At 67.4% G+C, this 17,072-nt stretch carries 13 protein-coding genes; 5 read left to right on the top strand and 8 right to left on the bottom strand.

The genetic code is table 11. The features are described from left to right. Positions 1-52 precede the first annotated feature (52 nt). Positions 53-1,144: a hypothetical protein gene (locus R3E10_12785; protein MEZ4416616.1), complete on the top strand. Its 1,092-nt coding sequence runs from the start codon at positions 53-55 to the stop codon at positions 1,142-1,144. 41 nt (positions 1,145-1,185) lie between these two features. On the opposite strand, the gene R3E10_12780 is transcribed toward R3E10_12785, so the two are convergent. The 7 genes from R3E10_12780 to ppsA all read right to left on the bottom strand — a co-directional run bounded on the left by R3E10_12780 (position 1,186) and on the right by ppsA (position 11,139). After that, complete coding sequence (locus R3E10_12780; GenBank protein ID MEZ4416615.1) at positions 1,186-3,264, bottom strand: DUF5916 domain-containing protein; 2,079 nt, start codon at positions 3,262-3,264, stop codon at positions 1,186-1,188. 173 nt (positions 3,265-3,437) lie between these two features. Then, a complete protein-coding gene (locus R3E10_12775) occupies positions 3,438-4,184 on the bottom strand; it encodes a hypothetical protein (GenBank protein MEZ4416614.1) in 747 nt (248 codons plus the stop codon). A 151-nt stretch (positions 4,185-4,335) separates the two neighbouring features. Continuing rightward, the gene (locus tag R3E10_12770; GenBank protein ID MEZ4416613.1) at positions 4,336-5,562 is read right to left on the bottom strand and encodes a serpin family protein; all 1,227 of its coding nucleotides are present in this window, start codon (positions 5,560-5,562) and stop codon (positions 4,336-4,338) included. 80 nt (positions 5,563-5,642) lie between these two features. Continuing rightward, positions 5,643-7,094, bottom strand: coding sequence for a DUF4139 domain-containing protein (locus R3E10_12765; protein ID MEZ4416612.1), 1,452 nt, complete (start codon positions 7,092-7,094; stop codon positions 5,643-5,645). A gap of 193 nt (positions 7,095-7,287) precedes the next feature. Further along, entirely contained in the window at positions 7,288-8,184 is an 897-nt protein-coding gene (locus tag R3E10_12760; protein ID MEZ4416611.1) for a sulfite exporter TauE/SafE family protein, read from the bottom strand. Continuing rightward, the gene (locus R3E10_12755; protein MEZ4416610.1) at positions 8,181-8,615 is read right to left on the bottom strand and encodes an OsmC family protein; all 435 of its coding nucleotides are present in this window, start codon (positions 8,613-8,615) and stop codon (positions 8,181-8,183) included. The genes R3E10_12760 and R3E10_12755 overlap by 4 nt, the downstream gene beginning before the upstream one ends. Before the next feature lie 103 nt (positions 8,616-8,718). Beyond that, positions 8,719-11,139, bottom strand: coding sequence for a phosphoenolpyruvate synthase (gene ppsA / locus R3E10_12750; protein ID MEZ4416609.1), 2,421 nt, complete (start codon positions 11,137-11,139; stop codon positions 8,719-8,721). 147 nt (positions 11,140-11,286) lie between these two features. Here ppsA and R3E10_12745 point away from each other — a divergent pair, with 147 nt between their 5' ends. After that, a complete protein-coding gene (locus R3E10_12745) occupies positions 11,287-13,056 on the top strand; it encodes an SLC13 family permease (protein MEZ4416608.1) in 1,770 nt (589 codons plus the stop codon). 75 nt (positions 13,057-13,131) lie between these two features. On the opposite strand, the gene R3E10_12740 is transcribed toward R3E10_12745, so the two are convergent. Then, positions 13,132-13,563: a CBS domain-containing protein gene (locus R3E10_12740; protein MEZ4416607.1), complete on the bottom strand. Its 432-nt coding sequence runs from the start codon at positions 13,561-13,563 to the stop codon at positions 13,132-13,134. Between the two features lie 249 nt (positions 13,564-13,812). Between R3E10_12740 and R3E10_12735 the strand changes: the two genes are divergently transcribed. The 3 genes from R3E10_12735 to R3E10_12725 are packed head-to-tail and all read left to right on the top strand — an operon-like array spanning position 13,813 to position 17,070. Next, complete coding sequence (locus R3E10_12735) at positions 13,813-14,541, top strand: DUF1080 domain-containing protein (GenBank protein ID MEZ4416606.1); 729 nt, start codon at positions 13,813-13,815, stop codon at positions 14,539-14,541. Further along, a complete protein-coding gene (locus R3E10_12730) occupies positions 14,538-15,758 on the top strand; it encodes a nucleoside permease (GenBank protein MEZ4416605.1) in 1,221 nt (406 codons plus the stop codon). The genes R3E10_12735 and R3E10_12730 overlap by 4 nt, the downstream gene beginning before the upstream one ends. Further along, a complete protein-coding gene (locus R3E10_12725) occupies positions 15,724-17,070 on the top strand; it encodes a Gfo/Idh/MocA family oxidoreductase (GenBank protein ID MEZ4416604.1) in 1,347 nt (448 codons plus the stop codon). Before R3E10_12730 ends, R3E10_12725 begins: the two co-directional genes overlap by 35 nt. Positions 17,071-17,072: the final 2 nt, after the last annotated feature.

Raw genomic sequence — 17,072 nt, 5'->3', positions numbered from 1 at the left:
ACCCCCCAGACTACGACGTCCCTGCCCCCTCCCGCACCCAGGAAGGTCCCGCTTGCCGAACCCCGCTGAGCCTCGGCCCACACTCGAGCTGCACGCCTCCAGGGTCCGACGGCGCTTCCGCGCGTTGCTGGAGGAAGGCGCCCACCTGAGGCCGGCGGGCCGAGCCCGCCGCAGCCTCGGCGCCTTCCTCGAGCGCTACGTGCCGCGCTTCGCGCTCGAGCTGTTCGATACCACGTTCTACCTCACCGGCTTCCGATACGACGAAGCACTCGGCTTCTTCGTGGGATACGTGGTTCCTCCAGCGACCGAGGGTCAGGGCCCCCGCGAAGTCTTCCCGCGGATCTTCTACAAGGACTCGTCGCTGCTCTGGCGCGTGGCCACGCACTACGTACACGACCACATGGAATACTGGATCGGGAAGGGAGACACACGCTGGATCCAGGTCGGAGACGACGAGATCCTGTGCAGCGCCGAGGAGACCACCAATCTCCCCTACGAGATGCAGGCGTCGCTCGATACCTGCAGCCGCGCGGTCCGCAAGCGTCGTGACGACGACGCCATCGAGCTCGTGCTCCGACGCGCGCCGTCCGGTCGCATCGAGCCCTATGCCGACTTCCTGGCCCCCCGACGGGCCGCCCTGGTCCAGATCAACGCAGGGCGCCCCATCGCTCGCTTCACCAGCCTCGGCGATCCGACCTCGCTCGTGTTCGAGCCGGGGTTCGAGCCGGACCTGACGTCCGGCGTTGCGGATCAGAACGTGACGCAGAGCGTGTTCTTTGGCGGCGAGCTATTCAAGTACCGCGTTCTCTCGGTGAATCGCGCGGCCCAGTACATGTTCTTCGCCTCGCCTACGCGTGCGTGGATGAGCCCGCCACAGGCGACCACCCGGGAGCTTTCCAGCTACGGCGTGCGACTCGTGGACGTGGATGCACCCGAGGAGTTGTCGGTGCCCGCGTACGAGTACCACGAGGTGGACGAGGACGGTACCGTGACGCACACGCAGATCCCCGACGGTTTCGCGGGGGATCCGCACCCTCTCGACCCCCACCGAGCAGACGCATCACGCTGGGTCGAACAACTCCCGGTGATCCAGGCCTTCCGAAGACTCGTGCTCCGGCGTGGCCCGAGGCGCCGCACTCCCTAGCGGCATACGCTGGCTCGACCCATCGCCACCGGTCCCGGCGGTCAGCGCCGGAACGCGTATTGGATCTTGAGCAGTAGCTGGCTGTCCTGCGTACGCCAGCCCAACTGCCCATCCTCGGTGGCATTGTGGTTGTAGATGACGAAGACGTCTCCGAGTGGATCGAACGTCCAGCGCATGCGGGCGTTGACTCCGAACTCCTGGGACTCGCGCTCATACTGCCCGAAGACGGTCAGCTGAAGGTCCGGCGAGACGTTCATGCGCACGCGCGCTCCCCATACTTCTTGCAGCAGCTCGCCGGCCGTGACCGTCCCCTGGTTGCGGTTGGATGTCAACTCGACGTTCACCAGGTCGGAGGGATTCAGTGCCAGGCGCAGGGAGAGCTCGCTCACATTCCCGTCGTAGAACGGGCCGAACCACCAGGAGATGCGCCCGCTGACCAGGCGTTTCCCCGCGAAATCCATCTCGGCCCGGTAGCGCACCCAGTCGTAGGTCCCGACAGGAATCACCACGCCGTCCGTGATCTCGAACGGTTCGGGCAGGCGTTCTCCCTGAGGCTGCACATTGAACTCGAAGCGGTCCCCACTTTCGAAGCGCGCATTGATGGGCGCCGTGAAGATGCGGTAGCTCTCCAGGTTGCCGGCGAGGTTCCACGCCAAGGTGGGCACGAGCTCGAAGTAGAGATTGCGCACGGCGGGTGTAGGCGACCACCACCGGTAGTTGACCCCCAGGTTGCCGAGATGCACGCCGCGGCGGGGGACGAATCCGAGCGACGGGTCGAACGCGTCCCCGATGCGCTTGTACGCGAGCCAGACGTCCCACACGTCGTTGGGGTAGTCGACGATGCCGCCGAACGCGGAGCGGTCGCCCCTCAGGTCCTCCCGCCCGGTCACCAACCCCCACGCCCCCACCACCAGGTTGCGCGTGCCCAGGAAATGGGACGTGTTCAGGACCACGTCACCGCCCGCCATATAGGCACCGTCCCGCCCCAGGGGGTCGCCGAAGGTCGCCAGCACCCCTGCGCTCGACTGCGACAGCAGGTTCTGCTTGAGGCGGATGGCCCCCATGCGCGTGGGCGCCGTCAGATTCTCCACGGTACCGGTACCGGCCAACAACCCGCCGAAGTTGGTGCGACCCATCCGGCCACTGACCTTGCCTCCGGCCTGGATCGGCACCTGCTGTCCCTCCACGAGGCCGATCCGACGTGTGAAGAACGGCACGATGTCCTGGTTCTGTGAAGTCGAGAGGCCAGCGCCGAAGTCGAAGATGTCGGCGCCATCCAGGAAGAAGGAGCGCTTCTCCGGAAAGAACAGCGGAAAGCGGGTGAGGTTGGTGCGACGCGTGTCGACCTCGGTCTCGGCGAAGTCGGTGTTGACCGTAGCCGCCGCGGTCACGTTCGAGCCCAAGCGCTGGAAGACGTCCAGGCTGGGCTCCAGCTCGCTTGTCCACTCCAGATCGGGCGCGGAGCGCGCGGAGCCGCCCGCGATGGAGGGGCGCACCGTGAGTCCCAGTCCGGTCTCGAACTCCGGGAGTCCGGTGATCCGTCCCGCACGAGTGGTCTGCGTGACCGGCGCGTCGCGCGTCGGGCTGGCCCAGCGGCTCACCTCCAGCGCACGCTGCACGCGGCGCTCGATGTTGAAGCCCCAGGCATCGAGCCTTCGCCCGAAGCTGATGCTGCGGATGGGAATGCGGACCTCCACCACCCATCCCTCTTCGCTCTGCGAGGTCACTGCCTCCCAGACCGCATCCCAGCTGGCGTTCTCGCCCAATCCCTGATCGGCGACCAGCGCATCGTAACGCGCACCCCCGGGATTGACCGCGAACACGTAGCCCGACTGTCCGTCCAGGAACGGGTCCAGGATGATGCGCACGTGGTCTTCGGACCGAAGATCCGAGTCGCGGGCTTTGGCGTAGGAGACGATTTGCGCCGGCGACTGTCCCAGAGCGCGAACGCCGACATAAAGGTTCGTAGCATCCGCGACCACACGGACCTCTGTCGCGAAGGTCGGCGAGCGACCCTCTGTCGGCTCCACCATGGTCAACGTCTGCAGGGGGCGCGCATCCTGCCAGGAGGTCTCGTCGAGTCGTCCGTCGACGTCGATTGCTCCCTCGACGGCGCCCACTACGCCGGATGGCCTCGCCTGGGCAGCGAGGTCACCGACGAAGGCGAGGCAGAGCAAGCACAGGCCGGAGCTGAACCGGCAAGCCTTCGGGAGGGGCGTCGACCTGCGTGTGGTGTCCGCCAGTCGCCACCCGGGCACGACCGGCGGGCGAAGGTGCCCCCCTGAAGCGGCGTCTAGCGCCAAGTGGTTTCCATGGCGAAGAAGTGATCGAAGACCTGGCGATTGGGGTGGTTCGCCTCGTTGGTCTGCGGGCTGCGGATGTAGAAATCCACTTGCATCGCGGCCGGATTCACGGCTCCGGCACCGCGCGCACCGGTGCGATTCGGATAGACCTCCAGCGTTTCCCGGTCTCTCATTCCTTGGGTGACCATGAAGTGGATCTGGTAGTCCGTGTAGAGCGTCTCACCGTTCAACGTGGCGTGCCCCCAGCCCCACCCGGCCACGTACAGGATGCTCTTGGGCCAATTGGCGTCGCCGCATCCGGAATCGCCATGTTCGAACAGCCAAGCGGCAATGCCCCCGTCCTGGCAGGGGGAAAACTCCTCGAAGCGGTCCAACTCCACGACGTAGGTGCCTTCCGGCAACTCCAGCTCCGCACGGAAGGTCCCGGTGTTCGCCCGCTCGTCCACGTCGATCTCGACCGCACCTGCCACCGGCCGCACGGAAGCCGCGTCGTCTCCCATGTGGTCCCAGGGAGACTCGTCTGACAGAGAGCCCACCTGGTAGACCCGGGAGCCCGAGATGGAAAAGTGACCGTCGTAGAGCGGGTGGTCGGTGGGTGCATAGATCGCGAAGTCCGCTCCCGACTGCAGAGGCGGGCCGCCTCCGGCTGCAGCGGCCCCGCCGGTGTCAGGGGCTGGAGCGCAGGCCGCCAACACGATCAGGGCGAGGAGAGTCGGCGAGGTCGTTCGCGTGGCCATGGACCCATCCAGAAGGGCGTATCAGAGGTGTCCCCAACATTCTGACTCTACACCCAAGGCCGGGGCAATCCGGGCCCGCCCCCTCGCTGGCAGGCGTCCGACGGGTCCTCGCAGTCGGTCTCGAGCATCCGGGGAGCCCTACCGGGCCCCCTCAGCTCGGATCCTCGACCACGCCCAGGAACAACACCGTGCCGGACAGACGCTCACGAATCGCGAACAGGAAGGGCCGATCCAGCCGGATCTCGGCGGGCAGCGACGTTGGGATGGTCACGCCGGTGGCAGCCGCCGCCTCGGTCCCGCGCTCGTCCACGGAAACCCAACTCTTCTGCTTGACCTCGCCGATCCAGACGCCTCCGCCCTGAACCATGCGCGAGAAGTCCGCGAGGCTGGGATCGAAGGCGTCCGCCATCCCCAAGCGAGCCAGCGCGTCGTTCATCTGCTTCTCCCACTCCAGCTCGAAGCGTGGTAGCACCACAGAGGCGCGCTGCTTGGTGAGCCCTTCGGTGACACGGACCCAACGGTCCCTGTCCAGGGTGCGGACCAACGCGTCGGGGCTCGAGTCCTCAGCGGGCAGAACCGCCACGAAGGTGAAGGCCCCACCTCCGTATTCCAGTTCCACTGCGGTGGCCTCATCGTCACCGAAGATGGACAGCTCCGCCGTGCGACGCATCAGCGGAGCCGTGACGGTGCCTTGCGCTGCCTGGAAGGGGCCGGACACGGTGGCAGTGGGGTCGAACTGCTCCGTCCAGTCGCCCTTGAAATAGACCGCATTGAGCAGGAGAGCGACCAACCCGGAGGGCAAGGCGTCGTACATGCGGGTGATCTTGCCCTTGGTGCCGTCGGACACCCACTGGTTGATCCGGGCCAACGTGGCGGGGGCGCCGAAATCGACCGCGTCCGCAGTCGCATCGAAGTGCTGCTGCACGCGCTGCACGAAGTCGGGGAGCAGACCGGCGCCCTGCCCTGCCCAGACCGAGTTGGCGATGCGCATCTCCACGAGCGGATCCAGGCCCACGAGCAGATCGATGAGATCCGCGTAGCCGCGGTTGATCTGGTCTTCGTCCATCCCTGCGAACCCGAGTGCCTGCCGCATCCCCATCCAGGTGTCGCCGGCCGCGCCGTTCATCGTCATGCCCAGGGCCAGCGAGGCGGACAGGGGAGAGAAGAACACATTCTCGCCCGGCTGCTCGGCCACCAGCTCCTGCAGCATGGTGAACGCGAACGTGTTGCTGGCATCGATGAGCACGCGCTCATCCGCGCTGAGGGCGCGGGGGAGCTCGGTGATGGGATCTGACGGGCCCGTGCCATCGTCATCGCAGGAAGCGAGAAGCGACACGCCCAGCAGCGGAACGATGGACAAGAGACAGCGCCTACGCATACGACCCTCCACGGAGCGGTTCCTCAGGGAAACGACCCGCGGCCGCGAGATCTTACACAGCCGCGGGTCGAGCCCCCTGCTCAGCACCAGCGCACGCGAACCCGGTAGCGCACGGTGACCTCTCCGTTTGCGGGCACGCGGGGACGGAACTCGAAGGTCCAGGCGTCGATCTTGTGCGCCTCATGGCTGGAGCTGACCAGCGTCCAATCGCCGCCCACGGGCTCGATGACCGTCACCGCCTCGGCCGTGTCCTTGTGATTGCGGATGGAGATCTCCCACTCGCTCTCGGTCACGCAGGAGCCGATGATCTCGAAGTCCGTCTGACGCCGGTCCCCCACCACATCGAAGGCCTCCCCGATCTGGATCCGCACCTGCTCGTCCCGCGGCGTGTGGTCGATCCGATCCTCCCCGATGAACTGTTGGGCCCCGGAGGCGTCCGCCTTGTAGACGCGCACCACGCCGCGCGGCAACGGCATGCCCAACCCCTCCCTCTCGGCGTTGTCGAAGCCCAGGTAGACAAGAGCCTTCTGGTTCTGCACCACCTCGCCGTGCTGGTTGCGGTAGATCCACGGATCTCCACGAAACACCAATTCCTTTTTCAGGGGGAAGCCGCGCCCCTCCAGCAGCACCACCTGCTTTTGTTCGTTGTTCTTGAGATCGGTGGGACGCTGCATGGTGTAGAGGTGGTATTCGAACAGCCCTTCCTCCGAAAAGGGAGCGGCGGCGACCTCGCTCAGCGCGAGCGCATCCCGGCGCATGCGCATGCCGATCTCGTCCTGTGCCATGACCCGCTTCACGTCCCCGGCCACCAACTTCAGGTTGGCATTGTCGAAGGTGGCGCCGCTCTGGTTGGTGAGCGTGACCCACCCCGTCAGGTCACCGACCCGGTCGGCGTCGTCTACGACCAGCACATAGTCGGCACTCCAATTGAGGCCGCCCGTCAGGTATGACACCTCGGTCCGGGACGTCCCGCTGGGCGCGTCGACCTTCCAGACGAGGGAGGGGCTGGCGATGAGATCACCGGGGACCTCCGAGAACGCGAACCGTCCCGGCACGTCGAAGGTGATCTCCCCGTCGATGCGGAGCACGGGCCGTCCGTTGACCGCCAGGACCTCCGCATCGACCGGCTGCTCGGAGCCGTCCGGCTGGCGCCGATATATCTTGACGGTCCGCCCCACGTATTTCTGGAGCAGCGTCTCGGGACTCAGCAGATCGTATCGATAGTTCTGCTCGAGCAGCCGGAACGACCCCCGTCCCAGCGGACGCACGTGCACGGTCTGCGCCTGGATCTGCGAGGCTACGTCGGCGAACTCGACCGGAACCACGCCCCCGGGAAGCTCGATGCCCCGCACTTCCCGCACGAGTCCGAAGTTCTGGTTGTAGACCGTGACGGTCACACTCTCCCGCTGGGTTGCGTCCGAGCGTGTGCCGGGCGGTGTCATCTCGCCCGCCGGAGGAGTCCGTGAGAGCGGAGCCAGTCCAAGCGCCGCGAGGGCCAGCCCGGTGGAACGGAGAGCGAAGGAGGCAGTCATGGCGCCCGAGTCCTGTTGCAAGGATGACACAGGCGTCTATCGCCTGCTCACCCTTTCAGGACGACCGAGTCCTCCGAGGTTGCACACCGGGGCTGCGACGACCCGATCGCGAGGCCCTGGGCGCGATCGTGGCAGAAGGCCGAAAAGGCTCGGCGGACCACCGCACGCGTGCGGACCTGTTGGCTGGTGGGCGCTAGGCCGCGTCCGCGAAGGGAATGGCCCCCGCCCGCTCCCGTGCCGCCGAGCGGAGCATGGCCTGGGCGGCGTAGAGCACCACGATCACCACCAACCAGCGCAGCAGGGTCAGCGGGAGTGACTTCACCAGGAACGCCGCGATGAACACCGCGGGGATCCCGCCCAGCGTGAGCCCGATGGCGGCCGACTTGTCGTAGCGCTCCGCCTTCATGAACCGGAAGGCCGCGACCGGCATCAGGAAGGCGGACGCTCCCATCATGATCGGGAACGCCACTCCGGGATTCATGCCCAGCAAGGAGATGGTGATCATGCAGGGCGCGTAGATGCCGATGCCCAGCGTCATCAGCGCACCGTAGACGAACATGGCGCCGCTGGCCGCCGCCAGCCGTGGGCCCTCGAGGGACGTGGCCGTCCCGCCGGAGGGGAACAGCCCGTAGTTCGACAGCGTGAACGCCACCGCGGCGATCACGAGCGCCACCCCCATCCCGATCTGCAGGCGGCGCCGCGGCCAGGACGCCACCACCCCCGCCCCCAGCCATGCCCCCAGCACCGCGGCCACGATGAGGGAAACCAACGTGGTGGTGCCGACCTGGATAAGCGCGATGAAGATCGGCGCCTGTACCAGGACGGGCGGTGTGTGCCCGACGTGCATGGTGCCCGGGATCTCCTCGTCCCGCACCACGTTCTTGAGCTTGAACAGGGAGGTGGTCGGAGCGAACGAGCCGATGCCCAACGTGTCGAAGAAGTTGGTCACGAACCCGATGGCGTTCTCCAGCCAGGAGGGCCGTTGCGGCCCCCCCGTCCGCGCGAGGGCGCGCCACCACCCCGCGACGTAGACCACGCCGATCACGCCCAATGCGACGAAGATCAGCGTACGGACGAGCTGTGGGCTCATGCGAGCAGGGTGGCTGCGAGCTCGATCTCCGCCTTCAGCAGTCTCGACACCGGGCAACCGGCCTTGGCCTTCGCCGCCAGCTCCTGGAACTGCGCATCGGTGACGCCCGGTACCCGACCCTGAAGCTCCAGTCGGATCTTCTGGATGGTCCAGCCCACCTCTTCCTTCTCCATCGTCAGCGTGGCCTCACAGCGGAGTTCCTCCGGGGGAGTGCCTGCGTTGGAAAGCTGGAAGCTCAGGGCCATGGCGAAGCATCCGGCATGGGCCGCCGCGATCAGCTCCTCCGGGTTGGTGCCCAGGGTGCCGTCCTCGTTCTGGAAACGAAGCTTGGCCGAGTAGGGGAGATCGGTGAACGCCCCGCTCTGGGTGGACATGCTTCCCGTTCCCTCGAGACCGGTCCCCTTCCAGACGGCCGTCGCCTTCCGTTTCATCGTGGACTCCTGCTGAAGTGACGCGAACGCTGCCCGCAGCCCGCGGTGGGCCGGCCGGGCGAGCTAGGGTAGCCCCGCAGCGGGGGTCGCGACAGGGGCCGTCCTACCGGGCCGCAGGCTGCGGTGGGGGGGCCTGTTGGACGGGAGTGGTCAGGGTCCGCAGCACCGGAACGATGCTGTCCGGGTTGAGCGAGACGGAGTCGATTCCAGCGTCCACGAGGAAGCGCGCGAACCCGGGGTCGTCCGAGGGAGCCTGCCCGCAGATCCCCACAGGGCGACCGCACGCGTGCGCTCGCTCGATCACCTGCGTGATCATCCAGCGCACGGCCGCATCGTGCTCGTCGAACAGCGGCGCCAGTGTGGCATTGTCGCGGTCCACACCCAGGACCAGTTGCGTCAGGTCGTTGCTTCCGATGGAGAATCCGTCGAAGCGGGCCGCGAAGCCCTCGGCGAGAATCACGTTGGAGGGAATCTCGCACATGACGTAGATCTCCAGCCCGTCCCGGCCGCGCTCCAGGCCACACCTCGCCATTTCCGCCAACACGCGGTCGGCTTCGTCGAGGGTGCGACAGAACGGGATCATGGGCACGACGTTGTCGAGACCCATGCGTTCCCGGACCCGGCGGATGGCACGGCACTCCAGATGGAAGGCGGCCCGGTAGCGATCATCCACATAGCGCGAGGCGCCACGGAAGCCCAGCATGGGATTCTCCTCCGCGGACTCGAAGTGCGCACCCGCCACCAGCGTGGCGTACTCATTGGTCTTGAAGTCACTGGTGCGCACGATGGCGGGCTGGGGATGGACGGCCGCTGCCAGACGCGCGATGCCCGCGGCCAGCCGCTCGACGAAGAACTCCGCGGGGTCGGCCACCGATCCGATGCGTGCATCGACCGCTACCCGCGCCGCATCAGGAAGCTGCGGATAGGTCGCCAGCGCCATCGGGTGCACACCGATGCGATCGGCGATGATGAACTCGATCCGCGCCAGGCCGATGCCGCGGGTCGGGAGTCGCCACCACCGGAAGGCGGCGTCGGGGTTGCCCAGGTTCATCAGCAGGGGCACCGGCGCCGGGGGAAGCTCCTGCGTCTGGATCACCTCCCGCCGATGCTTCAGGGCTCCCGCGTACACAAAACCGCGATCCCCCTCGGCGCAGGACACGGTGACGGTGGCCCCGTCCTGCAGCAGGTGGGTAGCCCGACCCGTCCCCACCACGGCCGGGATCCCCAGCTCGCGGCTGACGATGGCCGCGTGGCTGGTCCTGCCCCCATGGTCCGTGACGATGGCGCCGGCACGGGCCACCAAAGGACCCCAGTCGGGATCGGTGCGCTCCGCCACGAGGATGTCGCCCGCCTGGAATCGGTCGCCCTGCGCGGCGCTGGCGATGACCCGCACGGTCCCGACCGCAACGGCGCCACCCACCGCCGCGCCTTCCAGCAACGCCTCTCCCCGCTCGAGCAGCGTCACCTGTTCCAGCGTGCCACTCTCCCGCGAGCGCACGGTCTCCGGCCGCGCCTGCACGATGAACAACTCACCCGTCTCGCCATCCTTGGCCCACTCCACGTCCATCGGCGCGCCGTAGTGCCGCTCGATGCGGACGCCCCAGCGGGCCAGCTGCAGGACGTCCTCTTCGCTGAGGACGGGTCGGGCGCGATCGGCGGCAGGCGTGTCTTCCGTACGCGTGCCGCCCTGTTGGTCGTAGACGATGCGGATCTCTTTGGTGCCCACGCTGCGGTCCACGATGGGCACGCAGCCCGGTTGCTCCAGCAGCGGCTTGAAGACGACCTCCTGATCGGGGTCGACCAGCCCCTTCACCACGCTCTCACCCAGGCCCCAGGCCGCATTGATGTAGAGGACCTTCGGAAACCCCGTCTCCGGGTCCAGCGTGAACAGCACACCGGCAGCCCCCAGGTCGGAGCGAACCATGCGCTGTACCCCCACCGACAGGGCAATGGCGAGATGGTCGAACCCCATCTCTTCGCGGTAGCTGATCGCGCGGTCGGTAAAGAGGGAGGTCAGGCAGCGGACCACGGCCTCCTCCAGGCCGCGCAATCCGCGAACGTTGAGGAAGCTCTCCTGTTGACCCGCGAAGCTCGCGTGAGGCAGATCCTCCGCGGTGGCGCTGCTCCGCACGGCGACCGCGAGCCCGGGCACACCTTCCCGCCGCTCCATCTCCTGGTAGGCGTGCCGCAAGGCCTCTCGCACGTCGGCGGGAAGCGTCCCGGCGGAGAACAGCGAGCGGATCGCCGCGCCGACCTCTGCCAGTGGCACACCTCTGTGCAGGCGTTCCACCTGGGCGGCCAGAGGGCCCTCCAGCCCGTTGGCGGCCAGGAAGCGCCGATAGGCATCCGCGGTGGTGGCGAAGCCTCCTGGAACCCGGACGCCCTCGGGCACGAGGGCCCGCGTCAACTCGCCCAGCGAGGCGTTCTTACCTCCGACCTGGGGCACATCCGCAAGGCCGAGGTCCTCGAACCACCGGATCCAGGGGTCCTCCTGGGCGACACTCTCGCGCGTGGCGGCGTCCATATCCTGAGTTTGTGGCCCCCGCGCCGCCCGGTCCGTCGGGAAGCACGTCCGGGCCGCTGCCCGGAGAAGCCCCTTCCCCGGCACGCCGCTTGCGCCCACCGCGCCCACGCTCTACCGGGATAGTGGCCCTCAACTCCTGCCGCCGGAATGACACCAAGCGCCTGGTTCGCCCTCGCCCTGTGCCTGATCACGGTCGTGGTGCTCGCGCGCGACCTGATCGCGCCGGCCACCATGATGGTGGGAGGTGCGGTGGCACTTCTGCTGGCGGGAGTCCTGACCCCGGTGGAGGCGTTCGCCGGCTTCGGCAATCCTGCCCCCATCACGGTGGCGGCACTCTACATCCTGGCGCGAGGTGTGGAGAAGACCGGGCTCCTGAATCCGCTCGTCTACGGTCTGCTGGGAGGCACCCGCCAGGGCCGCTGGAGCCTGCTGCGCCTGCTGCTCCCGGCGGCGTTGGCGTCCGCGCTCCTCAACAACACACCGATCATCGCCATGCTCATTCCGGTGGTGCTCACCTGGTGCGAGCGCCACGAGCGGTCCCCGTCCCTCTACCTCCTGCCCCTGTCGTTCGCCGTGGTCCTCGGTGGCGTCGGCACCACCATCGGCACATCCACCAACTTGGTGGTGAGCGGACTCCTGGAGGCGGAGGGCATGGCACCCTTCGGTCTGTTCGAGATCAGTCCGCTGGGGATTCCGGTCCTGGCAGTGGGACTCGTGGTCCTGATCGTCACGGCGCCTTTGCTGCTCCCGGATCGCGCTCCGGTGCGCGGGCAACTGGAGAAGAGCCTGCGCGAGTTCGTCGTCTTCATGGACGTGGTGCCGGAGGGGCCGCTGGTGGGACGCTCCATCGAGGAGGCCGGGCTTCGCAACCTGAAGGGGGTCTTCCTCGCCCAGGTCGAGCGGGACGGCGAGGTACTGGTCCCCGTCTCGCCCTCCACCCAGCTACGCGCCGAGGACCGGCTCTGCTTCGCCGGCCAAGTGGATCAGATCGTCGACATCCAGGCGCTCAAGGGACTGCGCTCCACGGAACAGCATCAGATGGGTCACTTCGATACCGCGCGGCACGCCTTCTTCGAGGCGGTCATCGGGCCCGCGTCGCCCCTGGTGGGTCGCACCCTGAAGGAGGTGGAGTTCCGGTCCCGCTACCAGGCCGCCGTGGTGGCCATCCACCGGTCAGGAGAACGGGTGGACGCCAAGCCTGGTGATGTGCGCCTCCGCGTGGGAGACACCCTGCTCACATTGGCCGACCCGGACTTCCGGACCCGCTGGCGCGACCGCAACGACTTTCTCCTGGTGGCCCCCATGCAGGGCACGCCTCCCGGGGTCACCCGCAAAGGGTGGATCGTGGGCATGGTCGCGGTAGCGATCGTCGCGGTGGCGGGCTCGGGACTTCTCCCCATCCTGCAGGCGGCCCTGGCCGGAGTGGCCATCCTGCTGTTCGCGGGTGTGCTGACGGCCGGGGAGGCGCGCGATTCGGTGGACCTCGACGTGGTCCTGGTCATCGCGGCCTCGTTCGCCTACGGCCTGGCGATCGAGAAGACGGGCCTGGCGGCGGCCCTCGCCCACGGGATCGGGGAAGGCCTGGGCGGGTTGGGCCCGCGCGGCGTCCTGCTGGGCGTGGTGGTGGCGACGGTGGTGCTGACCGAGCTGGTGACCAACAACGCGGCCGCGGCCCTGATGTTCCCCGTCGGCTTGGCAGCCGCCCACGAGTTCGGCCTCGATCCCAGGGCCTTCGCCGTCGCGGTGGCCGTGGCCGCCTCCTGCTCGTTCCTGACTCCGATCGGGTACCAGACCAACACGATGGTGTACGGGCCCGGCGGATATCGATTCGGCGACTACTTCCGTCTCGGGTTCCCGCTCACGCTCGCCATGATCACTTCGATCGTGATCGGACTGCCGCTGCTCTGGGGCTGGTAGACCCTACGGCCGGGGGTAGCTCCCGGGGCCAAGCGCAGGTCCCGAGCGCCAAGGGCAGCGCTGCGCCCGCGCCCGTCAACGGCCGGCCAGCCGATCCCGTAGCACCTCGGTTTCCGTCTCCAGCTCGGCGAGTCGGTGTTTGACCACGTCACCGACGCTGAGAAGTCCTTTGAGCTCCCCGGAATCGATTACGGCCACGTGACGCGCGCGGAAGTGTGTCATCATGCGCATCAGCTCATCGATCTGATCGGTTGGGGCGCACGTCTTCGGTGAGTGTTGCATCACCTCGTGGACCTGGGTCTTGAGCAGGTCGTCGCCGAAGCGTGTGAGATCCCGCACCACGTCCCGCTCGGAGTAGAGCCCCAGGAGCGTGCGCTCGTCGTCCGACACCACGAGGGCACCCACGTTGTGCAGCTTCATGAGTTCGAGCGCGGTAGCCACGGTGGAGGTGGAGTGCACCGTGAAGACCTTGTTCCCCTTGTGCTGCAACAGCCCTCTGACGTTCATCTCGACTCCCGCATCTTCCCTTTTCGCACCTTGGCCCGCGGACCGGGGCCCACCGCGGGTTGGATACCCGCGACCCGTTCAACACCACTGCCCGGCAGAAGTGCTCCGGGGGGCTCCAAAGCCACGGGCTCGACGGTCCCGGTGCTCGCCGCTGGCGGTCCGGAGGCACGCCGCGCGGCACCCGGCGCAGAACGTGTGGCGGGGGGACGGGGAGCCGCCTATTGTGGGGCGTCCATCCGGGAGAGCCGCATGCGCCCCACATCGTCGATTCCCCTCCTTCTGGCCACACTGGGCGGGCTGCTCCCCGGCTGCACGGGTGCGGCCCAGAGCACCTCGGATCCTGTTCAGTCCATGATCAATCGTCTCACTCCCGAAGAGGAGGCCGCCGGCTGGCGTCTCCTCTTCAACGGCCAGGACCTCGACGGCTGGCGCGTCTTCCATGGCGACGCGCCGACCGGCTGGGCCGCGGTGGACGGGGAGCTACGACGGGTGGGGCAAGGCGGCGACCTGATCACCACCGAGCAGTACGCGAACTTCGAGCTCGCCCTGGAGTGGAAGCTGGGGCCCGGGGGCAACAGCGGGATCCTGCTGCGGGTGGACGAGGCGTCGGAGCGGTCCTACCACTCCGGCCCCGAGATGCAGGTGCTCGACGACGAGGCACACCGCGACGGGTTGTCGCGCCTCACCGCCGCGGGCTCCAACTACGCCCTGCACCCTGCCCCTGAGGGCGTCGTGCGGCCGGTGGGGGAGTGGAATCAGGTCCGCATCGTCTACGATGGCGCCCACGTGCAGCATTGGCTCAACGGCCGCAAGATCGTCGAATACGAGCTTTGGACTCCCGAATGGGAGGCGTTGGTGCAGGGCAGCAAGTTCGCCGAGTGGCCCGAATACGGCCGCGCCACCCGCGGCCACATCGGGCTGCAGGACCACGGTGACGCGGTCGCCTACCGAAACATCAAGCTCCTGGAGCTACCGTGAGCGTACGGGTTCGTCTGCAGGTCATGATGTTCCTCGAGTATTTCGTTTGGGGAGCATGGGCCGTCACCATGGGCACCTACTTGGGCCAGACCCTCGGGTTCGAGGGCACACAGATCGGTTTGGCCTACGGGTCGACCGCGATCGCCGCGATGATCTCGCCATTCTTCGTGGGCATGGTGGCTGACCGCTTCTTCGCCACCGAGAAGATCCTTTCGGCGCTGCACCTCGGTGGTGGCATCATGATGTTCGTGGTGTCGCTGCAGACGGAGTTCTCCTTGTTCTACCCGGCCATCATCGGCTACGCGCTCCTGTACATGCCGACGCTGGCGCTGACGAACTCGATCTCCTTCCACAACGTGGCCGACCCGGCCCGCGACTTCCCGAGCATCCGCGTGCTCGGTACCATCGGCTGGATCGTGGCGGGGCTGCTCATCGGCTGGCTGGGCATCGAGCCCACCGCGGTTCCCCTGCGGATCGCGGCGGGAGCTTCCCTGCTCCTCGGATTGTACTGCCTCACCCTGCCGCACACGCCCCCCAAGGCGACGGGCGGGCCGGTCTCCGCACGGGACGTGCTGGGTCTGGATGCATTGGCGCTCATGAAGGATCGCTCCTTCGCGATCTTCGTGATCGCCTCCTTCCTGCTCGTGATTCCGCTCCAGTTCTACTACGGGTTCGCGAACCTCTTCTTGAACGAGCTGGGCATGACGGCCGCGGCGGCCAAGATGACGCTCGGCCAGATGTCCGAGATCGCCTTCCTGGTCTTGCTCCCGTGGTTCCTGACGCGCTGGGGAGTCAAGCGTATCCTGATGGTGGGGATGGTGGCGTGGACACTGCGCTATTGGTTGTTCTCCACGGGCAATCTGGGATCGGGCGTGTGGATGCTGTACGCCGGCATCCTGCTGCACGGCGTCTGCTACGACTTCTTTTTCGTCACCGGCCAGATCTACGTCGACCAGCGCGCCGGTCCACAGATCCGCGCGGCCGCTCAGGGTTTCATCGCCTTCGTCACGCTGGGCGTCGGCTGGTTCATCGGTTCGTGGGTGGCCGGCGTGACTGTCGACGCCAATCAGGCCGTGGGCGGCACGCCAGCGCACCACTGGGATGTGATCTGGCGCGTTCCCGCGGCCGGTGCCGCCATCGTCTTGGTCCTCTTCCTCTTGTTCTTCCGCCAGCGGAGCGCCGATGAAACACCCGAAGCGGTTTCGCACGCGACGTGAGTTCCTGGGCGACGCCGGCAAGGCCGGCTTCGCCTTCACCATCGTCCCTCGCCATGTCCTGGGAGGCGTGGGCTATCGCGCCCCCAGCGATACGCTCAACGTCGCGTGTATCGGCGTCGGAGGGATGGGCGCGTCGGACGTGCGCAACATGGGCTCGGAGAACATCCATGCCCTCTGCGACGTCGATTGGCACGCTGCGCGGGAGAGCTTCAACGCATTTCCGCAGGCCAAGCGCTACAAGGATTTCCGGGAGATGCTCGACCGGGAGGGCTCCAGCATCGATGCGGTGACGGTGACGACGCCCGACCATACACACGCGGTGGCCGCCATCACGGCACTCCGTATGGGCAAGCCCGTCTACTGCCAGAAACCCCTGGCTCGTACCATTGGCGAAGTGCGCGCCATGGCCGACGCCGCGCGCCAGGCCGGGGTTCCCACCGTGATGGGGAACCAGGGCCATGCCGGCGACGGGATTCGCCTGATCCGCGAGTGGGTCGACGCAGGCTTGATCGGCACCGTGCGGGAGGTACGCTGCTGGACCAATCGACCCATCTGGCCGCAGGCGATCGAAAGACCTACCGAGATGCACCACGTCCCTGCGCACCTGGACTGGGACCTCTGGCTGGGGCCCGCCGCCGAGCGACCCTACCATCCGGCCTATGCACCCTTCCGCTGGCGAGGGTGGTGGGACTTCGGTACGGGAGCCTTCGGCGACATGGCCTGTCATATCATGGACGCCGCCTACTGGACTCTCGGGTTGAAGTACCCCTCGAAGGTGGACGTGGAGACCTCGACACCGTTCGAGGAGACGGCGCCGCGGGCCTCCCGTGTCGAGTTCAGCTTCCCCGCCCGAGGGGGTCGGCCCGCCGTCAAGCTGGTATGGAGCGACGGTGGTTTGGTGCCAGCGCGCCCCCCAGAGATGGACGATACCGTGCGATGGCCGCCCTCGGATGACGGGGGGCAGCTCTGGATCGGGGACGAGGGCCGTCTGCTGGCGGGCACCTACGGCCAGGATCCGGTGTTGCTGGACCCCGACCGCAAGGCCCAGGTGGAGGCGCACCCCGTCGAGCAGAAGTTCCCTCGCCTGGAGAGCGTCCACGCGGAGTTCATCGCGGCCGTGAAGGGCGGCCCCCAGCCCGGCTCCAACTTCCCCGGATATGCTGCGCCCTTCACCGAGATGATCCTGCTCGGGAACCTGGCGGTACGTCTCGGGCGTACTCTGGAGGTGAATCCGGACACCGGGACGATCACCAATCTCTCGGTACCCGATGAGTACGTGCGGCCCACCTATCGGTCAGGGTGGGCTTTGTAGCG

This window comes from Gemmatimonadota bacterium, assembly GCA_041390105.1.
GTDB lineage: Bacteria > Gemmatimonadota > Gemmatimonadetes > Longimicrobiales > Gaopeijiaceae > JAGQIF01.
This window is presented reverse-complemented; position numbering and strand designations above follow the sequence as displayed.